This window comes from Allobosea sp. 05T422_2 (genome assembly GCF_056396265.1).
On record NZ_JBFTLD010000014.1, the window covers coordinates 1 to 16,534 of the forward strand.

Annotated in this window: 15 protein-coding genes and 1 pseudogene; 8 read left to right on the plus strand and 8 right to left on the minus strand. The window is 67.2% G+C overall.

The genetic code is table 11. The features are described from left to right. The 3 genes and pseudogenes from AC1DJT_RS04550 to AC1DJT_RS04560 form a co-directional block, all read left to right on the plus strand. Positions 1-190: pseudogene (locus AC1DJT_RS04550) on the plus strand (ABC transporter permease); the annotation flags it as partial. A 4-nt stretch (positions 191-194) separates the two neighbouring features. Next, entirely contained in the window at positions 195-1,181 is a 987-nt protein-coding gene (locus AC1DJT_RS04555) for an ABC transporter ATP-binding protein (RefSeq protein WP_441493544.1), read from the plus strand. Between the two features lie 86 nt (positions 1,182-1,267). Next, the gene (locus AC1DJT_RS04560; protein ID WP_441506139.1) at positions 1,268-2,188 is read left to right on the plus strand and encodes an ABC transporter ATP-binding protein; all 921 of its coding nucleotides are present in this window, start codon (positions 1,268-1,270) and stop codon (positions 2,186-2,188) included. Positions 2,189-2,209: 21 nt separating this feature from the next. Here AC1DJT_RS04560 and AC1DJT_RS04565 read toward each other — a convergent pair whose 3' ends face one another. Further along, positions 2,210-3,454 (minus strand): peptide ABC transporter permease, encoded by a 1,245-nt coding sequence (locus tag AC1DJT_RS04565; RefSeq protein ID WP_441506107.1) that lies wholly within the window; start codon positions 3,452-3,454, stop codon positions 2,210-2,212. A gap of 198 nt (positions 3,455-3,652) precedes the next feature. On the opposite strand from AC1DJT_RS04565, the gene AC1DJT_RS04570 reads away from it, so the two are divergent. Then, the gene (locus tag AC1DJT_RS04570; RefSeq protein WP_441506108.1) at positions 3,653-4,168 is read left to right on the plus strand and encodes a DUF2478 domain-containing protein; all 516 of its coding nucleotides are present in this window, start codon (positions 3,653-3,655) and stop codon (positions 4,166-4,168) included. Positions 4,169-4,220: 52 nt separating this feature from the next. Beyond that, complete coding sequence (gene mobA / locus AC1DJT_RS04575; protein ID WP_441493547.1) at positions 4,221-4,847, plus strand: molybdenum cofactor guanylyltransferase MobA; 627 nt, start codon at positions 4,221-4,223, stop codon at positions 4,845-4,847. Between the two features lie 183 nt (positions 4,848-5,030). Here the strand turns inward: mobA and AC1DJT_RS04580 are convergent, their stop codons facing one another. The 4 genes from AC1DJT_RS04580 to AC1DJT_RS04595 form a co-directional block, all read right to left on the minus strand. Beyond that, positions 5,031-5,432: an SRPBCC family protein gene (locus AC1DJT_RS04580; protein WP_441506109.1), complete on the minus strand. Its 402-nt coding sequence runs from the start codon at positions 5,430-5,432 to the stop codon at positions 5,031-5,033. Positions 5,433-5,544: 112 nt separating this feature from the next. Next, positions 5,545-6,567, minus strand: a complete 1,023-nt coding sequence (locus AC1DJT_RS04585; RefSeq protein WP_476833614.1) for a MerR family transcriptional regulator — start codon at positions 6,565-6,567, stop codon at positions 5,545-5,547. Between the two features lie 164 nt (positions 6,568-6,731). Beyond that, positions 6,732-7,865, minus strand: coding sequence for an Mrp/NBP35 family ATP-binding protein (locus AC1DJT_RS04590; RefSeq protein WP_476833615.1), 1,134 nt, complete (start codon positions 7,863-7,865; stop codon positions 6,732-6,734). A 26-nt stretch (positions 7,866-7,891) separates the two neighbouring features. Next, on the minus strand, positions 7,892-8,122 hold the full coding sequence (locus tag AC1DJT_RS04595) for a sulfurtransferase TusA family protein (RefSeq protein ID WP_441493551.1): 231 nt from the start codon (positions 8,120-8,122) through the stop codon (positions 7,892-7,894). Positions 8,123-8,363: 241 nt separating this feature from the next. Between AC1DJT_RS04595 and mobB the strand changes: the two genes are divergently transcribed. Both mobB and AC1DJT_RS04605 read left to right on the plus strand, forming a co-directional pair. Then, complete coding sequence (mobB, locus tag AC1DJT_RS04600) at positions 8,364-8,894, plus strand: molybdopterin-guanine dinucleotide biosynthesis protein B (RefSeq protein ID WP_441493552.1); 531 nt, start codon at positions 8,364-8,366, stop codon at positions 8,892-8,894. Between the two features lie 7 nt (positions 8,895-8,901). Next, positions 8,902-10,158 carry a molybdopterin molybdotransferase MoeA gene (locus AC1DJT_RS04605; RefSeq protein ID WP_476833616.1) on the plus strand — a complete coding sequence of 419 codons (1,257 nt, stop codon included), beginning with the start codon at positions 8,902-8,904 and terminating at the stop codon, positions 10,156-10,158. Between the two features lie 67 nt (positions 10,159-10,225). Here AC1DJT_RS04605 and AC1DJT_RS04610 read toward each other — a convergent pair whose 3' ends face one another. The 3 genes from AC1DJT_RS04610 to AC1DJT_RS04620 all read right to left on the minus strand — a co-directional run bounded on the left by AC1DJT_RS04610 (position 10,226) and on the right by AC1DJT_RS04620 (position 15,660). Then, complete coding sequence (locus tag AC1DJT_RS04610; protein WP_441488850.1) at positions 10,226-10,999, minus strand: TIGR02186 family protein; 774 nt, start codon at positions 10,997-10,999, stop codon at positions 10,226-10,228. After that, on the minus strand, positions 10,996-11,925 hold the full coding sequence (locus AC1DJT_RS04615; protein ID WP_476833617.1) for a sulfite exporter TauE/SafE family protein: 930 nt from the start codon (positions 11,923-11,925) through the stop codon (positions 10,996-10,998). Before AC1DJT_RS04615 ends, AC1DJT_RS04610 begins: the two co-directional genes overlap by 4 nt. A gap of 195 nt (positions 11,926-12,120) precedes the next feature. Then, on the minus strand, positions 12,121-15,660 hold the full coding sequence (locus tag AC1DJT_RS04620) for a hypothetical protein (RefSeq protein ID WP_476833618.1): 3,540 nt from the start codon (positions 15,658-15,660) through the stop codon (positions 12,121-12,123). Between the two features lie 362 nt (positions 15,661-16,022). On the opposite strand from AC1DJT_RS04620, the gene AC1DJT_RS04625 reads away from it, so the two are divergent. Continuing rightward, positions 16,023-16,490 (plus strand): MerR family transcriptional regulator, encoded by a 468-nt coding sequence (locus AC1DJT_RS04625; RefSeq protein WP_476833619.1) that lies wholly within the window; start codon positions 16,023-16,025, stop codon positions 16,488-16,490. The last annotated feature ends 44 nt before the right edge of the window (positions 16,491-16,534 follow it).

The window sequence follows — 16,534 nt, forward strand, 5'->3', positions numbered from 1 at the left end:
CTTCCTGGGTGTCGGCCTGCCGCCGACGCAGCCCTCGCTCGGCACTCTGATCAGCATAGGCAACCGCTACCTGTTCTCCGGCGACTGGTGGATCGTCGCCTTTCCCGGCGTGACCCTGGCGATCCTGGTGCTGGCGGTGAACCTGCTCGGCGACTGGCTGCGCGATGCGCTCAATCCGCGGCTGAGGTGACCCGATGACCGTCCCCGTTCTTTCCGTCCGTGACCTGACCGTCGAGTTCGTGACGCGGCGCGGTACCTTGCGCGCGCTCGACAAGATCTCCTTCGATATCGCACGCGGCGAAGTGCTCGGTGTCGTCGGCGAATCCGGCGCGGGCAAGTCCGTMACCGGTTCCGCGATCATCGGCCTGATCGATCCGCCGGGGCGCATCGCCGGCGGGGAGGTCGTGCTGTCGGGCGAGCGCGTCGACAATCTGCCGCCCGAGGCGATGCGCAGGATCCGCGGCAAGCGGATCGGCATGATCTTCCAGGATCCGCTGACCAGCCTGAACCCGCTCTACCGGGTCGGCGAGCAGTTGATCGAGACGATCCGGACTCATACCAGCCTGAGCGCAGCGGATGCCCGCGCGCGCGCCATCGCCCTGCTCGACGAGGTCGGCATCCCGGCGCCGGAGCGGCGGATCGACGGCTATCCGCACGAATTCTCCGGCGGCATGCGCCAGCGTGTCGTGATCGCGCTCGCGCTCTGCGCCGAGCCCGAGTTCATTATCGCCGACGAGCCGACGACTGCGCTCGACGTCTCGGTCCAGGCCCAGATCATCGCGCTGATCAAACGCCTCTGCAGTGAGCGCGGCACTTCGGTGATGCTGGTGACCCATGATATGGGCGTCATCGCCGAAACGGCCGACCGGGTCGCGGTGATGTATGCCGGCCGGATCGCCGAGATCGGCCCGGTCCGCGATGTCGTCAAGGACCCGCTCCACCCCTATGCGAAGGGGCTGATGGGCGCGATCCCGTCGATCGAGGGTGATGCCGACCGCCTCGTGCAGATTCCCGGCGCGATGCCCCGGCTTTCGGCCATTCCGCGGGGATGTGCCTTCAATCCGCGCTGCGCTCATGCCTTCGCCCGCTGCCATGTCGAGCGGCCCGAGCTGACCAGGGTCGGCGACCGGCAGGTCGCCTGCCATCTCTACGACCAGCCCAATGCGGAGATCGCAGCGTGAGCCAGCTCCCTCCGCCTAACGCCGCCTTCGTCCAGGTCCGCGACCTGAAGCGCGTCTTCGACGTGTCGAAGCCCTGGCTCAACCGCATGCTCGAACGCGCGCCGAAGCAGTATCTGAAGGCCGTCGACGGGGTTTCCTTCGATATCCGCAAGGGCGAGACCTTCGCGCTCGTCGGTGAATCCGGCTCGGGCAAGTCCACCGTCGCGCGCATGGTGGTCGGCCTGCTGCCACCCTCGGGCGGTACTGTCAGCATCGCCGGCATCTCGATGAACGACGTTGCGGTCGCGCAGGAGCGTCAGCGGATGCGTCGGCGCATCCAGATGATCTTCCAGGATCCCTATGCCAGCCTGAATCCGCGCTGGCGTGTCGGCCGGATCATCGCCGAGCCGATCCGCGCCTTCGACATCATCGAGGGCGAAGGCGACATCAATGCCCGCATCGGCGAATTGCTGACGCTGGTCGGCCTGCATCCCGATGACGCCAAGAAGTTCCCGCACGAGTTCTCCGGGGGGCAGCGCCAGCGCATCGCGATCGCACGCGCGCTCGCCTCGAATGCCGAGTTCATCGTCTGCGACGAGCCGACATCGGCGCTTGATGTCTCCGTGCAGGCGCAAATCCTCAACCTGATGCGCGATCTGCAGCAGAAATTCGGGCTGACCTATCTCTTCATCTCGCACAACCTCGCCGTGGTCCGGCATATGGCGACGCGCATCGGCGTGATGTATCTCGGCCGGCTTGTGGAAGTTTCGGAGGGCAAGCAGCTCTTCTCGGCCCCGCGCCATCCCTATACCCGCATGCTGCTCGATGCGGTTCCGGATCTCGCCATGGTCGGCAAGGCGCGCGAGGGCGTGAAGGGGGAAATCCCGAACCCGATCAACCCGCCCTCCGGCTGCACCTTCCATCCGCGCTGTCCGCTGGCGTTCGACCGCTGCAAGATCGAGAATCCGCCGGTGATCGACGGTGTCGCCTGCCATGCCGTGAACGGCGACCGGGCGGCGGCGGCCTGAGCCGCGCCGCTCAGGGGGCGATCAGGAGGAAGCAGGCCCGCCGGCCTTTGGCCTGCTGTTCGCTGCAGGCTGCGGCATCAATGGCGCGAGCGGTCGCTCGGTCCGGTATTGCCCGCGGGCAATCGCCGTGAACATCAGGGCGACGGAGGCGAGCGTCATCAGCCACCAGGTCTGGAAGGTGGCAAAGCCCAGAACGGCAAGCGCGAAGGCCGTGACATAGGCAGCAGTGACGCCGGCGGCGAGCGCTCCCGCCATCTGGCCCGCGGCCTTGATCGCAAAGTACAGGCAGATCGCGGCCGAAGCGGCTCCGACAAGGCCGAGCTCGAACCAGAACTCGAACAGAATGGTCGTCGGCGTGTCTTGAGGCAGGCCACCCGTCAGGCGGCCGCGCAGCACGGTGTCGAGGCCGTGCCCGGTGATCAGCTGAACCGGTTCGCGGCTGACGATGTCGGCCCAGATGCCGAGGGTGAGGGCGAGATCGTCGGGCAAGCGCGATGCGATCGGCATCAGCAGGAAGGGCAGGAGCGGCGCCAGCAACATCAGCCCGGCAACGATAATGGCGATGGCGCGAGCGGCGACGACCCGATTGGCGCTGATCGCTCCGAAGGCCACCGTGCCGCAGATCATCGCCACCGCCTCGCCATCCTCGAAGCGGGTCATGGCAAGCAGGCCGACGGCGAGAGCGAGGCCCAGTGCGCTCAAGCCGCGCGCACGCGAGAGGAGCCAGGCGAAGGCGGGCCACGACATGATCAGCACGACGCTGACGCCGCGTTCGACGCCCGGAGAGACGCCAGCGGCGCTCATGTTCCCGGCGACCAGCAGCGCGAGAGCAAACAGCGCGGCGATGCCGGTGCCGAGCGGCACGAGATTGAGGTTCGAGGCGCGCATGCGTTCCGGGAGCGCCGCGGCACCGCAAAAGCCGAGCGCGACGGCAAGAACCAGATTGGTGGCCTTCTCGGTCGCCGAAAGCGTGTAGGGGCTCCAGACCAGCGAGAGCAGGGCCCAGGCCACGAGCCCCATCAGGATCATGCCTGGCCGGCTCAGCAGGGAATCCCTCAGATTCCTGCCGAACTGGCCACGCTCCTCGATCAGCGAGGAAATGATGAGCAACGCAACCCCGATCGGCGCGAGCACGACGGCCGCGCGACGCGACACCAGCGACGCTATCGGTAGCGCCAGCGCAAGCGTGGCGAAGCCGATGCGACGCAGCAGCAAGGCTGCGTCCGCGGCGGGGTCAATCGGGGCATTGGCGTTGTGGCGGATCATGGACGGCAACCGAACAAACGGCTTTGACCGGAGAACACGCCGGACGTCAGCCCCGCAGCACCCTAGCTTGTGGCGGCCCGCGCGACTGTAGGTGCGCTGCAACAGTGAGCCGGCATCTGACGCAGGGCCATGACGCCATCATAGCACCTTGCGGTCACGGTTCTGGCTGCGGATGATATTTCGTGGGATGGAGGGACGATGAACACGCTTGCCGCAATCGTCTATTCCTCCGGTTTCCAGATCGATGCATTCATGGTTGGCCTTGCCAGCCAGATGAAGCGGCAGGGGTTGAAGCTCGGCGGTGTCGTCCAGCACAACGGCGATGATTGCGGGGATGGCTGTCACGCCATGGCGCTGGAGGACCTCGCGAATGGCCGGCGCTTTCCGATCAGCGAGGATCGTGGTGCGGGCGCGTCGGGTTGCCGGCTCGACGTCGCCGGCCTTGCGGCAGCGGGAGGAGCGGTCGCGGCCGCTCTGACGGGAAACATCGATCTCGTGATCGTCAACAAGTTCGGGCGGCAGGAGCAGCTTGGTCAGGGCCTGCGCCAGGAGATCGCGGCCGCGGCGCTATCGGGCCTGCCCGTGCTGATCGCCGTTCGCGAGGATTTCGTTTCGGCCTGGCGTGAGTTTGCCGGCGATGACTGGACCCCATTGCCGCCTGAGGGCCGAGCGGTGGAGACCTGGGCTGCGGATCGGCTCGGTGTGCCGGCGTGAGGCCCGGCGCCGCCGATCGCGAACGCGAGATGCGACGCTTGCGGGCCATGGCATGACCATCCCTCCAACGCTTGGTCTCCTCCTCGCCGGCGGGCTCGCGCGCCGCATGGGCGGTGGCGACAAGCCGCTTCGGCTGATCGCCGGGCGCAGCATTCTCGCCCATGTCGTCGATCGCCTGGGGCCGCAATGCGACGGACTTCTGATCAATGCCAATGGCGACCTGTCGCGCTTCGCTGAATTCGGCCTGCCGGTGGTCGCCGACAGCGTGCCCGGTTTCGCCGGGCCGCTGGCCGGCATCCTGGCCGGGCTCGACTGGATGGCCGCGAACCGCCCCGGACATGCCTGGATGGTCAGCGTTGCGGCAGACACCCCCTTCATCCCGCGTGATCTTGTGCAACGGCTCCATGTGGCGCGCGCAGCGGGCAATGTTCCGCTGGCCTGCGCTGCATCGGGCGGCTGGGACCATCCGGTGATCGGGCTGTGGCCGGTCGCGCTGCGTGACGACTTGCGGCATGCACTCACGGTCGAGGATGAGCGAAAGATCGGCCGCTGGACGGCGCGCCATGGTGTTGCGGCGGCGGAGTGGCCGGTCGATCCGGTCGACCCGTTCTTCAATGCCAATCGCCCTGATGACCTGGTCGAGGCCGAGCAGCTTCACGCGCGGCTGAGCGATGCGTGATGGTGGGTTGGGGCGCCCGCTGTACCAGCTTGCCGCAGAGCCCGGCTCTGAGGGCGCGTGCCGGCTTCGCTACGGAAGCGCGAAGGTGCATTGGAAACCATCGAACAGCGTCAAACAGGCGCGCCGAGGCATGGATCTCAGGTTTCTGCGCCCGATGGCGTCAGCACGGGCCAATCGCTCTCGTCAGCCTTCCAGCAGCGCTTTGAGACGCCTCAGATCGCTCGTGACCCAGTCGGCATCGCGGGCGAAATCGTCGTCGCTCATCTCGGCCCGCTTGTAGAGAGTGAAGATCACCTCGCTGCCATCGCCATTGGCGAGGGCGCGCATCGGGTTGTGCATCGGCTCCCCGTGATCGGGGATCACGGCATGGTCGAGCACACCGTAAGGATTGGGTTCGCTGAACAGGATGCGCATCAGGCCCAATGGGGTCTCGGCAGCCCAGGTCATGCCTTCGATATGCCTGAAACTATGGCCCAGCCCTTCGGCCCATTTCGGGAAGTTACGGGGCTCTGCCAGAAAGCCGTAGACCTGCTCGATCGGCCTGCCGATCGAGATGCTGATATGGCGCGCGGGCTGAACGGGCATGGAACGACCTCCTTTCGGTCAACCTAGAACAAAAGAAGAACATTGGCAAATGCCTGGAGCCGCCCCGGTATCCGGCCGGGGCGGCTGGGCGCCGGTGCGGAGGGCCGATTGATTACGCCAGCCGGGGTGGGCATGCGATCCGCGCCCGCACCTGGGGTGAGGCGAGGCAGGTGGCGACGGCCTCGTAGCCGGGAGTGCCGGGGTAGGGGGAGACACGGACCGGTGGGCTGTGATTGGCAGGGCAGAGGATGATCGCCTCGTCGGACCCAACGGCTGCCAGATCCAGAATCGCGCAGGAGCGCGTGAGCATGAAGAGCGGCCGTCCATGCGGCCCGCGGCCGCGCAGATGGGCGATCAAGGCTTGCTGTGTGGCCTGATCCAACCMGTCCTCGATCATGTCGACGACCAGGACCGCGGGACCCTCCGCTTCCAGTTCGGCGACCAGGGCGGCCAGCGCACCAGACATCCGGGCGCCGTCGTCGACGAGCCGGGCCAGGGTCCTGGCGACCCGAGACTTCAATGCCGGATCGGAATCCATGTCTGCCCGGCCGATTGCGCCGTCAGCCGCGATCCGATCGAGCCCGAGGAAGGCCGCATCGGGCAAGACCTCGGCCAGGCGCCGGGCCAGCCGCGTCTTGCCGCTGCCGAGCGGGCCGACAATGTAGGTCAGCGGCAGGATTTCGCGCAGCTCAAACCGTTCGCCGCCCCAGGGCCAGGGCAGATCGAAGGCGACGCCGCGTTCGATTGCGGGCTCCAGCAGGCGCACCAGTTCTCCGGCCGCGGGTGCCTGACCTCTGGCAAGGTCAGTCCGCAGGCTGCGGACCTTCTCCAGCGTTCCTGCGAGCTGACGGGCACGCTCCTCGAGCGAAGCCTGGTGAGCCGCCAGGGCCGGTTCCAGCTCCTGGGCATCGCCTCCAAGCACGCGCGCCACCTGGACGAGGCTCAGCCCAAGCGCGCGCAATGCGGCAATCTCGGCGGCACGAGCCATCTCGGCGGGGCCATAGGCGCGCCACCCGGCCATGGTGCGGACCGGGGCGACCAGTCCGCGCTGCTCGTAGATGCGCAACGCCTTGGCGGAAACACCAAGCCGCCTGGCCGCCTCGGCCGGGTTCAGGAAAGGAGTGCAAGAGCTCACGAATCACCTCGTTACCGGCTGACCGCTGCCCTTATCGGGGCGGTCCCAGGGGCCGGGTCAACAACGCGCTCGCGATGTCTGGCCGCCTCCACGCTCGCGGCATGAGGCCGGAGGCGAGTGTCCGCTCGCCGCCGAGTTCTGATTTCGGGCCGGGGGGGGTGCCTCTATTCGATGACGATGCGGGGCGCGGCCCGGGTCTTGCCACTCAGGCCCGCCTGAACCTGCCTCGCAATGGCCAGATAGGCCTTGGCATGGGCGCTTTCTGGGTCGCTTGCCACGATCGGCCGGCCGGCGTCCGAGGTCTCGCGGATCGGCATGGCAAGCGGGATCTCGCCAAGGAAGGGCACGCCCAGCCGCTCTGCCTCGTGYCGCGCCCCRCCATKGGCGAAGATGTCGGAGCGGTGGCCGCATTCCGGGCAGACGAAATAGCTCATGTTCTCAACGATACCGAGGATCGGCACCTCGACGCGCTTGAACATGGCGACGCCGCGACGGGCATCGAGCAGAGCCAGATCCTGAGGCGTCGAGACGATCACTGCGCCCGCGAGCGGTGTCTGCTGCGCCATGGTGAGCTGCGCGTCACCCGTGCCGGGCGGCATGTCGACGACCAGCACGTCGAGTTCGCCCCAGGCGACCTCGCGCAACATCTGGGTGATGGCCGAGATCACCATCGGCCCACGCCAGATCATCGGCGTCTCCTCGTCGATCAGGAAGCCGATCGACATGATCTTCAGCCCATAGGCCTCCATCGGTGCCAGCGTCCGGCCGGAGACCAGGCGCGGCTTACCGGTGATGCCGAAGATCTTGGGCACGGAGGGACCGTAGATATCGGCGTCGAGTACGCCGACCTTGAGGCCGAGCATCGCGAGCGCGACCGCGAGATTGGCCGTGGTCGTCGACTTGCCGACGCCGCCCTTGCCGCTGGCCACCGCGATGATCTGCTTCACGCCGGGCACGCCGGCGGCCTTTGGCATCGGCCCGCCGGGACCTGGCTGGCCGTGCGCCTGCTGGCGTGCCTGCGCGGCGGCAGAGGGCGCCGGTCGCGACGGCGCCTTGTCTGCCGTGAGCCCGACCAGAACCTGGGTGACGCCCGGAATACCGCCGACCGCGCTTTCCGCGGCCCTTCGCACGGGTTCCATCGCTTCAGCCTCGGTCGGATCGATGCCGATCGCAAAGATCACCTTGCCGCCGTCGATCAGGATTTCCGCGATACGGCCGGAAGCGCGCAGCGATTGGCCGCTCGCGGGCAGTTTCACCAGCTCGAGCGCGCGCAGAATGTCGGATTCGGTCAGGGCCACGAAGGCGTACTCCGGCTGGCGCGGCGTCAGGCCGCAGCTTTGCGAATGTGGAAGACGAGAAGTTCGCCCTCGGAACGGCTGAGCTCGATTGCGTCGCCCGTCTCGCGCATCAGGTTGGGAATGTCGATCGCCGCCATGGGATCGGTGCACTCGACGACGAACAAGGCTCCGGCGTCGGCGCTCCTCAGCGCCTTGCGCACGCGCAGTGTCGGCAAGGGGCATTTCAAGCCGCGCAGATTGAGGGGGATCGAGATCATGGGCCGAGCCTGTCGAATACGCAGTGCTTCATATGATGGCTTCTTGCGCGGGAGCAACCACCGGCCCTTCGCCGCAGCGGAGCGCGAGAGGCCTTGCTGCCCTGTCGGCATCGCACGGGGCGCGATGATCGCGGGCATGAGCCGTGGCGGTCCCATCCACTTGGCTTGACCGGGGAGGGGGCGTGCCAGATGACAACAGGGTGCCTTTGTGCCCGATCGTGTTTTGGGGGATTCAGCTTTGATGCGTGTGATCGGCCTGGCAGGGTGGAGCGGTGCCGGCAAGACGACCTTGCTGACGCGCCTGATCCCGGAACTTGCACGCCGCGGTGTCTCGGTCTCCACGGTCAAGCACGCGCACCATGGCTTTGACCTCGATAAGCCCGGCAAGGATTCCTACGAACACCGTCAGGCGGGCGCGCATGAGGTGCTGATCTCGTCCGAGCGCCGCTGGGCGCTGATGCATGAACTGCGCGGCGAGCCGGAAGCGCATCTGCCGGATCTGCTCCGGCGACTATCCCCGGTCGATCTGGTGATCATCGAGGGGTTCAAGCGCGAGCCGCATCTCAAGATCGAGGTGCATCGCGCAGCCAACGGCAAGCCGCCGCTGCACCCGGGCGACCCCATGATCGTCGCGATCGCCTGCGACAGCGCATTTCCCGAGGCGGGCTGCCCTGTCGTGGATCTCGACGACATCGGCGCAATCGCAGAGATTGTGCTTTCTTGCGCCGAGCCGCTCACCGCCATTCTGGCTCGCGTGCAGCAACAGGGTTGAGGGCAGAATGGCGCAACTCAGCGAGGATACTTTCGCCTTCGGTGGCCCCTTGATGAGCATCGAGCAAGCGGCTGACCTTGCGGGCCAGCGGATTCGGCCGGTGGAGGGCACGGAGCAGGTCGCCTTGGCCGACGCCGATGGTCGGGTTCTCGCCAGCGATGTCGTGGCCGGCCTCGATCTCCCGCCCTTCGCCAATTCTGCCGTGGATGGCTATGCGGTCCGCTTCGTCGATCTGGCGTCGGCAGGAGAGACCCGCCTCGCGCTCTCAGGCCGGCTTGCCGCCGGCACTGACGCGGCGGGCATTGCAACTGCAGGCGTGGCCGTCCGGGTCTTTACGGGCGCGCCGATACCGGAAGGAGCCGATACCGTCTTCATGCAGGAGGATGTGACAGCGGAAGAAGGCTTCGTCCGTCTGCCCGGAGGCCTCAAACGCGGTGCCAATGCCCGACCGGCCGGCGAGGATATCGCGCGTGGAGAGACCGCCCTGTCGGCAGGCCGGCGCCTGCGGCCGCAGGATCTCGCGCTGCTGGCTGCGCTCGGTMATGCCTCTGTCGACGTTCGCCGCCGGCCGCGTGTCGCGATCTTTTCGACGGGCGATGAGCTGGCGGAGCCGGGCCTGCCCCTGCCGCCGGCCGCGATCTACGACGCCAACCGCGCTGCGCTGCGTGCCATGGTGGCGCGGGCGGGGGCGGATGTGGTCGATCTCGGCATCCTGCGTGACGAGCCGGGCAGCCTGGCTGCGCGCCTGAGCGGCGCGGCCCGGAGTTGCGACCTGATCCTGACTTCCGGCGGCGTCTCGATCGGAGAGGAGGATCACGTCAAGGCGGCGGTCGAACAGGTCGGCGCGCTGGTCTTCTGGCGTATCGGCATCAAGCCGGGCCGGCCGGTGGCCATGGGCGTCATCGAAGGCGTGCCGTTTATTGGCCTGCCGGGAAATCCGGTTGCCGTGTTCGTCACCTTCGCCTTTGTCGCACGCCCGGTCCTGGCACGGCTTGCCGGCTCGGCCCATGTTGCCCCGGTGCCGCTGCCTGTAAGGCTCGGCTTCCCCTATCGGAAGAAGCCCGGGCGGCGTGAGTATGTCGGTGTTTCGCTCGCTCCTGGAGCGGACGGTGTCATGATCGCGTCCAAGCATCCTCTGGACGGGGCCGGGGTCATGACCTCGCTGACGCGCACGCACGGGCTGGTAGAGCTCGCGGAGGACCTGACATACCTCGAGTCCGGAACCCTCGTGCCGTTCCTCGCCTATGATCTCCTGGTCGCGTAGCGCCGGGTTTAGATCATCGGACCGGAAATCGTATCCGGTCCGATGGCCTAGCTTTTCGGGCCAATGCTCAGTCGCGCCGGAAAATGACGCTGGAGAGCCAGCCCAGAAGCAGCGCCATGGCCGCCGTGGCCAGTCCGTAGAGGAGCGGATGGTCATGTGCGCCGGTCGCCAGCCGCTGCTCGATGCCGGTCTTGATCACCTCGAAATTGGTGGTCTGGCGCGCCAGCATGGCGCCGCCTGAATAGAGCGCGATCTCGATCTCGTAGGAGCCGGTCGGTGCGGTGGCGGGCACATCGATCGGCGCGCTGAACAATGTTTCCGACAGGAAGGTGACGCCGCGCTCGTCCTGCGCATAGAGACCCTTGTCTTCGAGGATTCGGATCAGCGCCTGGCGAAAGCGCACAGTGCTCTCCTCATAATAGAGCTCCGGCGGCAAGTTGCGCTGGGTGTTGGCCAGCCCGATCCTGTCGCGCCGCGCCGCATCCTCGTTGACGATCTCGTTCAGGGGCCGGTTGCTCGACACCATCAGGAATATCGGGCGATCGACGAAGCGCCGCTGCGTCCGGTTGATCCAGATCGGCCCGAGCCGTTCCTTCTCGCGGACGATCAGCATGCGCTGTGGCCCACGCACCGTCACCACGATGTCGTAAGGGTCGCCGCGCGCCACCGTCCGCCCGCCGCGTTCGACCAGGCCGAAGACCGTCAGTTGATCGCCGGTATAGTTCGAGGAGATCTGGATCTGATGGCTAGACACGGATGCGATCAGCGTTTCGGCACGCGGGGCAGTGGCCGCGATGGAGGTCAGCAGCAACGCAGCGGCCAGGGACCTGAAGCCCTTCATCGCGCGCTCTCCGGCAGGACTACCGAGAAGGGGTCGCTGGGCGGGATGAACAGCTCGATCGCGAAGCGCAGGCCCACCGACAGGATCAGCAGCGCAAGCAGCAGACGGAAGGAGTCGACATTCAGGTTGCGCGCCGCGCGGCCGCCGAACTGGGCCCCGATCACGCCGCCGACCAGGAGCAGTGCCGCCAGGATCAGGTCGACCGACTGGTTTGTGAGGGCGTGCAGCATGGTTGCGCCCGTCCTCGTCACCAGGATCTGGAACAAGGAGGTGCCGACGACGACCGCCGGCGGGATGCGGAAGAAGTAAATCAGCGCCGGCACCAGGATGAAACCACCGCCCACGCCGAGCACGGCGCCGATGAAGCCGATGACGATGGCGAGCGCGGCGATCGGGATGACGMTGGCGTAGAGCTGCGAACTGTGAAAACGCATGCGCCAGGGCAGCTTCATCCATTGCGGATGTGTGCCGGCCTGACGGCGCCGGCGTGCCGGCTTGCCCGCCTTGGCGCGCAGCGCCGAGCGCAGCGCGTCATAGAGCATCAATCCGCCAATGATGGTGAACAGCGTCACATAGGACAGGGTGATGACCAGATCGAGCTGACCGAGCCGGCGCATCGAGTTGAAGAACAGAACGCCGAAAATGGTGCCGATGATGCCCCCGCCGACCAGGACGCTGCCGAGCTTGAGGTCGAGCGCCTTGCGGCGCCAGTAGGTCAGGACGCCGGTCATCGACGAGCCGGCGACCTGGGCGGCCACGGTCGCCACGGCAACTGCCGGAGGGATATCGAGGAAGATCAGAAGAGGGGTCAGCAGGAAGCCACCGCCGACCCCGAACAGGCCGGAGATGAAGCCGACGGCACCGCTCAGACCCAGCACCATCAGGATGYTGATCGGCAGTTCCGCGATCGGGAGATAAATCTGCACCTTTGCCCTCGTGTGCCGGCGCGGCATGAGATTCGGCGCCGGCTCGTCCCAGATTGCACCAATCCGGTTAGGCAAATCCTTATCGTGGACGAAGAAGGTGTTGCGGCCGGATCGGCTGAAGTCGCGATCAACCTCTGATGGCTGCGTAACGCGTCGAAACCATGACAGGCAGGCCAGGGGCCTGCCTGTCATGCATTAGCTGCGAGCTGGCTTTGCGGGCTTCCTGACGGCCGCGCTTGTATTGTCTTCCCAACCCTGTGCCGGTGCCGCAACCTCGTTGGCGCCAGGCTCGAGCACCTTTGCCTTCCAGGAATCGACAGCGAGCTTCGCCGCTGCCAGGTCGTTGKGGTTGAGGCGTCCGGCGACTTCGTCACGCTTGCGGGCCGCATCGTCGTCGCCCTGCTTGGCGGCGATGGCGAACCAGAGATAGGACTGGCTGAGATCGGCTGGCACGCCGAGGCCGCGGCCCAGCAGAACGGCGAGATTGTATTGGCTGTCGCGCACGCCTGCGTCCGCGGCGCGGCGGAACCATTCCGTCGCCGTCGCATAGTCCGCCTTGCCGTCGACGCCCTCGGCATAAAGCACGGCGAGATTGTGCATGGCCTTGGCATTCCCGCGCTCTGCGGCACGGGAGTACCAGACCCGCGCCAGTGCGATGTCGCGCTGGGTGCCCACGCCCTTCTCGAACATGTTGGCCAGTCGGAACTGCGCTGGCGCCAGCCCGGCGACCGCGGCGCGTTCGAACAGGCGCAAGGCCAGTTTCGGATCGCGTGTCGCGTTGCTGCCATCGGCCGCGCGGCTGGCGAGCTCGTAGACGGCACGGGCATCACCTGCCTGGGCGGCCTTGCGCAGGCCTGGCGTTCCAAATCCGGCAGGCAGGTCGCCGAGCCCGGTGACGGCCTGAACCGGGTCGGGCGCGGTCGCTGGCGGCAGCGCGGCGGTTGCCGTCGGTTGGGTGGTCGAGCTGGTGGTTTCGGGAGAGCCGAGAATCGGGGCTGCCGGTCCCGCGAAGGCGGCGGCCGGGCCGAGTTCGACCGGCGAAAGCACCGAGCTCTGATCCTTCGTGGGCTTGGCTGGAGCTTCCGGGGCGGCGGGTTCCGGGGCAGCGACGGCGGGAGCGGAGGCAGGAGTCTGAACGGTTTCGTTGCCGGCGGCCTTCGTCTTCGGGCTTTGCAGTGCGCCGGTGACGACATGGGCGGTGCCCATGGCAAGAACGACAGCGGCCAGCCCGAGCAGGAGCGGGCGGCGACGCTTCTCCATGATCTCCTTGAGCTTGCCGCCCTTGGAGGTGCTGGTGCCGCTGCGCTCGGCTTCCGCCGCGGGCACAGAGGCTGCGGCTTCGGAGGCCGCCTTTGCCGAACGCCGTGCCGCAGCGATCAGGTTCTGGCGGACCGATTGAGGATCCTGGGCTGCCGCGGCCGGAGCGGCCGGTGTGTCCTGGCGCGGCCGGCCCGAGCCCGGTTCGAGCGGCAGGTCATGGGACCTGGCGGCAGGCGCTTCTGCTGCGCGTTCCGCCGGCCGGGTCGTCTCCAGCCGGGCGCCAAAGCGATCCTCGATCGCGGCGCTCATGCTGGCAGGAAGTGCAAGGCCACGCGTCGACGGCATGGTGGAGGGGCGCGCCGCGGCCGCCGGGGCCGGTGCGAGCGCGACCTCCTTCCGCTCGAGGCCGAGCTCGGCTTCGAGGCTGGCGAGGCGCGAGATGATCGTCTCGAGGGTCTGATGGACGGCGCCGATCGCGTCCTGCGTCTCCCGGCCGGAGGCGGCGTTGCTCTCGCGCAGTCCGGAAACCAGGGTGCTCAGCTCAGCAAAGCCTCCCGCCTGAGCGGGGGGCTTGCTCGCCATATCGGCTATGGCGGTGCGTGCGGCACGTTCGGCCGCGGCTGCGGTGTCCTCGCGCACGGTCTGGAGGTGTCGCACGAGGTCCTGCAGCGTGCGCTCGATCCCGGTCTCGGCCGAACGCGTCGCGACGGCCTCGTCGAGCCGGCTGGCGAGGCCGGCGATCTGCTGTTCGAGTGCATCGAAGGAATCGGATTCGGCGCCAGGGCGTCCCGCCTCGTCGATCTTCTCGGCGAGGCTGCGCAACATGTCCTCAACCGGGCGCATGTCGACGCGCGCGACCTGTACGTTGCCGCCGTCATGGACCATCTGGGTCAGGTTGCTGGAGGCTGCGAGACTCTCGATCCGGGCAGCCAACCCTTCGATCTGCTTCATGACTGCTGCCGGGCCGTGATCCGCCAGCGTCTCGATCTGGTGCTGCAGGCTGTCGATCCGGTCCGCGAGCTGGTTCGGCTGCCGATCGGAGACATCCTCGAGCTTGATGATGAGGGCCTCAATCCGGCGCGACAGCTCGTTCGATGCCGGAGAGCCGGAGGCGCCGATCTCGTTGAGCCGCGCGAAGAGTTGCTCGGTCTGAGACGTGATCACCTCGGGGCGCATCACGGGCAGCGAATCGACCTTGTCAGCTAGCGCCTCGACCTGCCGCGACAGCGAAAGCAGCGGGGCGGGATCGCCGAAACGGTCGGTGAGCAGGGCGTCGCGCACGTCCTCGATCGCCTGGGACAGGCCACGCATCGAGAGTGCATCAGGCTGCCCGTCGCGCAGCCGGGCGACTTCGCCCGCCAGAGCCGAAACCTGATGCGAAAGATCGCCGAGGCGGTTATCGCCGGTGCTCGTGGCGAGCAGTTCACGCAATTCTGCGATGTCGCGAAGCACAGGGGTCAGTGCAGCGCGGTCGCTGCCGCGCGCCGCGAGTGCGTCGACCTTGGCGGCGAGATGCGCGAGCTCCAGCTCGAAACGGGCATAGCTCTCGCCGGAATTCTCGCGGGCGAGGCGGGCGACTTCGGTTTCGATCCGCGCCAGAGGCTTCAGGATAGGCTCGATACGGTCGTTCCGGTCCAGCCGCTCCAGCTTCGAACCGAGATCGGCAATCAGCCTTTCCAGTGCGGGCGTTTCGACCTGGCGTGACGCCGCAGCCGGGGAGAGGCGCTCGGACATGAGAGAGGGATGGTCGCCCCTGGCGCCGACCCTCTCGCCCAACGATCGGAGATCCTGCCGCAAGGCCGCGACCCGGCTCTCGCTCAGGCCTGTCCGGCCCGAGGCGGCGGCTTCGGGATCGGTATCCAGCATGCGCTGGCGCGTGCGGATATCCGTCACCGCTGCGGMCAGGCCATCGCGATTCAGGGCCGGGCGGGCGGCGGCAGCCTTGCTCTGGGCATCAACCGCCTTGCGCTCGATCTCGGCAATGCGCTCGCCCATGGTCTTGATCGCGTCGGCGATGACGTTGGTGGCGCGTTCCTGACGCTCGGCGTTACTGCGCTCGCCGCTGACGAGACGGTTCTCGGTCTTCTCGATCCAGCGCGCGATCGAATCCAGGGCGCCGGCCGTCTTGGCGCTCGATTCCCGGGTCATGCGCTCGGCGAGGGCGGCCTGCGACAACGCGGCCTCGATCTGGCCCCGCGACATCTCGGGAGCAAACTGCGGCGCCGCAGCGCTTGCTGCGGCCTGCGAGGAGGTTTCCATCTGCCCTTGGGAGAGCTTGGCGAGGCGCTCGGACAGCGCTGCGATGTCGAGCTGCTCCAGAGGGGCGGCTGTCGRCTCGCTCTCTTCCGCCTCGACGCGAATCTTGTGGTCCAGCCATTCACCCAGGGTCATTCCGGCGCGCCGCGCCGCGGCCTTTGCGGCATCGCGGGTGCGCGGATCAACGCCCTTGACGCTCCAGGGCAAGCTATTGGCCATGATCTCGCTCGCCTAAGGGGACCGGTCTTCAGTCGGGATGCGCAGCCCCCTGGCGCCGCAGCTTCCCCGCGCGAAACAGGCGATCGTGAAGATTCAGTTGCCGCTGACGACGGCCTGGCTCGCAGACCCGACTTTTGGCCGTCACGGTAAACGGACGKTTAATATCCGGGGGCCGGCCGTTAATTTTTTGCAAACGCCCGGACAGGGGCAGCACGAATGCCGGGCTCGTAACCGTAATTTACCCCCAATTGGCCGATATTACCTGACGCTAGGAGATGGGGCGAGCTATTCCCCCTACCCAACGGAACTTCGTCGCCACCGATGCCGGCGGTTCCCTGCGTCCAAACTTTTTAAGGAACTCCATGTCGCGCCACAGCAATGCTATGGCGGCCGGCTCTTCAGATACCGGCCGCACATCGTCCACGCCTACTTCCAGTGAAGCCGACTCGGCTGGTGGTTTCACCATCAGCGACCTTGCCCGCGATTTCGCGGTGACCCTGCGCACGCTTCGCTTCYATGAATCGCGCGGTCTCCTTGCTCCGGCCCGCTCGGGCATGACGCGCATCTATTCCGGCCGCGATCGCTCGCGGCTTGCGCTGATCCTCAAGGGCAAGCAGCTCGGTTTCACGCTGGTTGAAATCCGCGCCATGCTCGCCAATGAGGAAAAGAAGGGCGAGGCCGGCGCAGAGAAGTCGGCTTCGGTCGGCGGGCTGCAGCTCACCCGCGGGCAGATTGCCGAGCAGCTCGAATTGCTGCGCTCGCAGCAGGTCGAGATCGAAGGCGCGATCGCCGAGCTCGAAGCGACGCTTGCGGGCCTCGACAAGGCCTGAGCGCCTCACGGCACGGATTATCGATCATTTGATCGGGATTGACG

What these genes read in the sequence shown, in the direction of transcription:
- AC1DJT_RS04560 (WP_441506139.1), top strand. Translation starts at nt 1,268, where the DNA reads ATGCTCGAACGCGCGCCGAAGCAGTATCTGAAGGCCGTCGACGGGGTT.
- AC1DJT_RS04565 (WP_441506107.1), bottom strand. Translation starts at nt 3,454, where the DNA reads ATGATCCGCCACAACGCCAATGCCCCGATTGACCCCGCCGCGGACGCA.
- AC1DJT_RS04570 (WP_441506108.1), top strand. Translation starts at nt 3,653, where the DNA reads ATGAACACGCTTGCCGCAATCGTCTATTCCTCCGGTTTCCAGATCGAT.
- mobA (WP_441493547.1), top strand. Translation starts at nt 4,221, where the DNA reads ATGACCATCCCTCCAACGCTTGGTCTCCTCCTCGCCGGCGGGCTCGCG.
- AC1DJT_RS04580 (WP_441506109.1), bottom strand. Translation starts at nt 5,432, where the DNA reads ATGCCCGTTCAGCCCGCGCGCCATATCAGCATCTCGATCGGCAGGCCG.
- AC1DJT_RS04595 (WP_441493551.1), bottom strand. Translation starts at nt 8,122, where the DNA reads ATGATCTCGATCCCCCTCAATCTGCGCGGCTTGAAATGCCCCTTGCCG.
- mobB (WP_441493552.1), top strand. Translation starts at nt 8,364, where the DNA reads ATGCGTGTGATCGGCCTGGCAGGGTGGAGCGGTGCCGGCAAGACGACC.
- AC1DJT_RS04610 (WP_441488850.1), bottom strand. Translation starts at nt 10,999, where the DNA reads ATGAAGGGCTTCAGGTCCCTGGCCGCTGCGTTGCTGCTGACCTCCATC.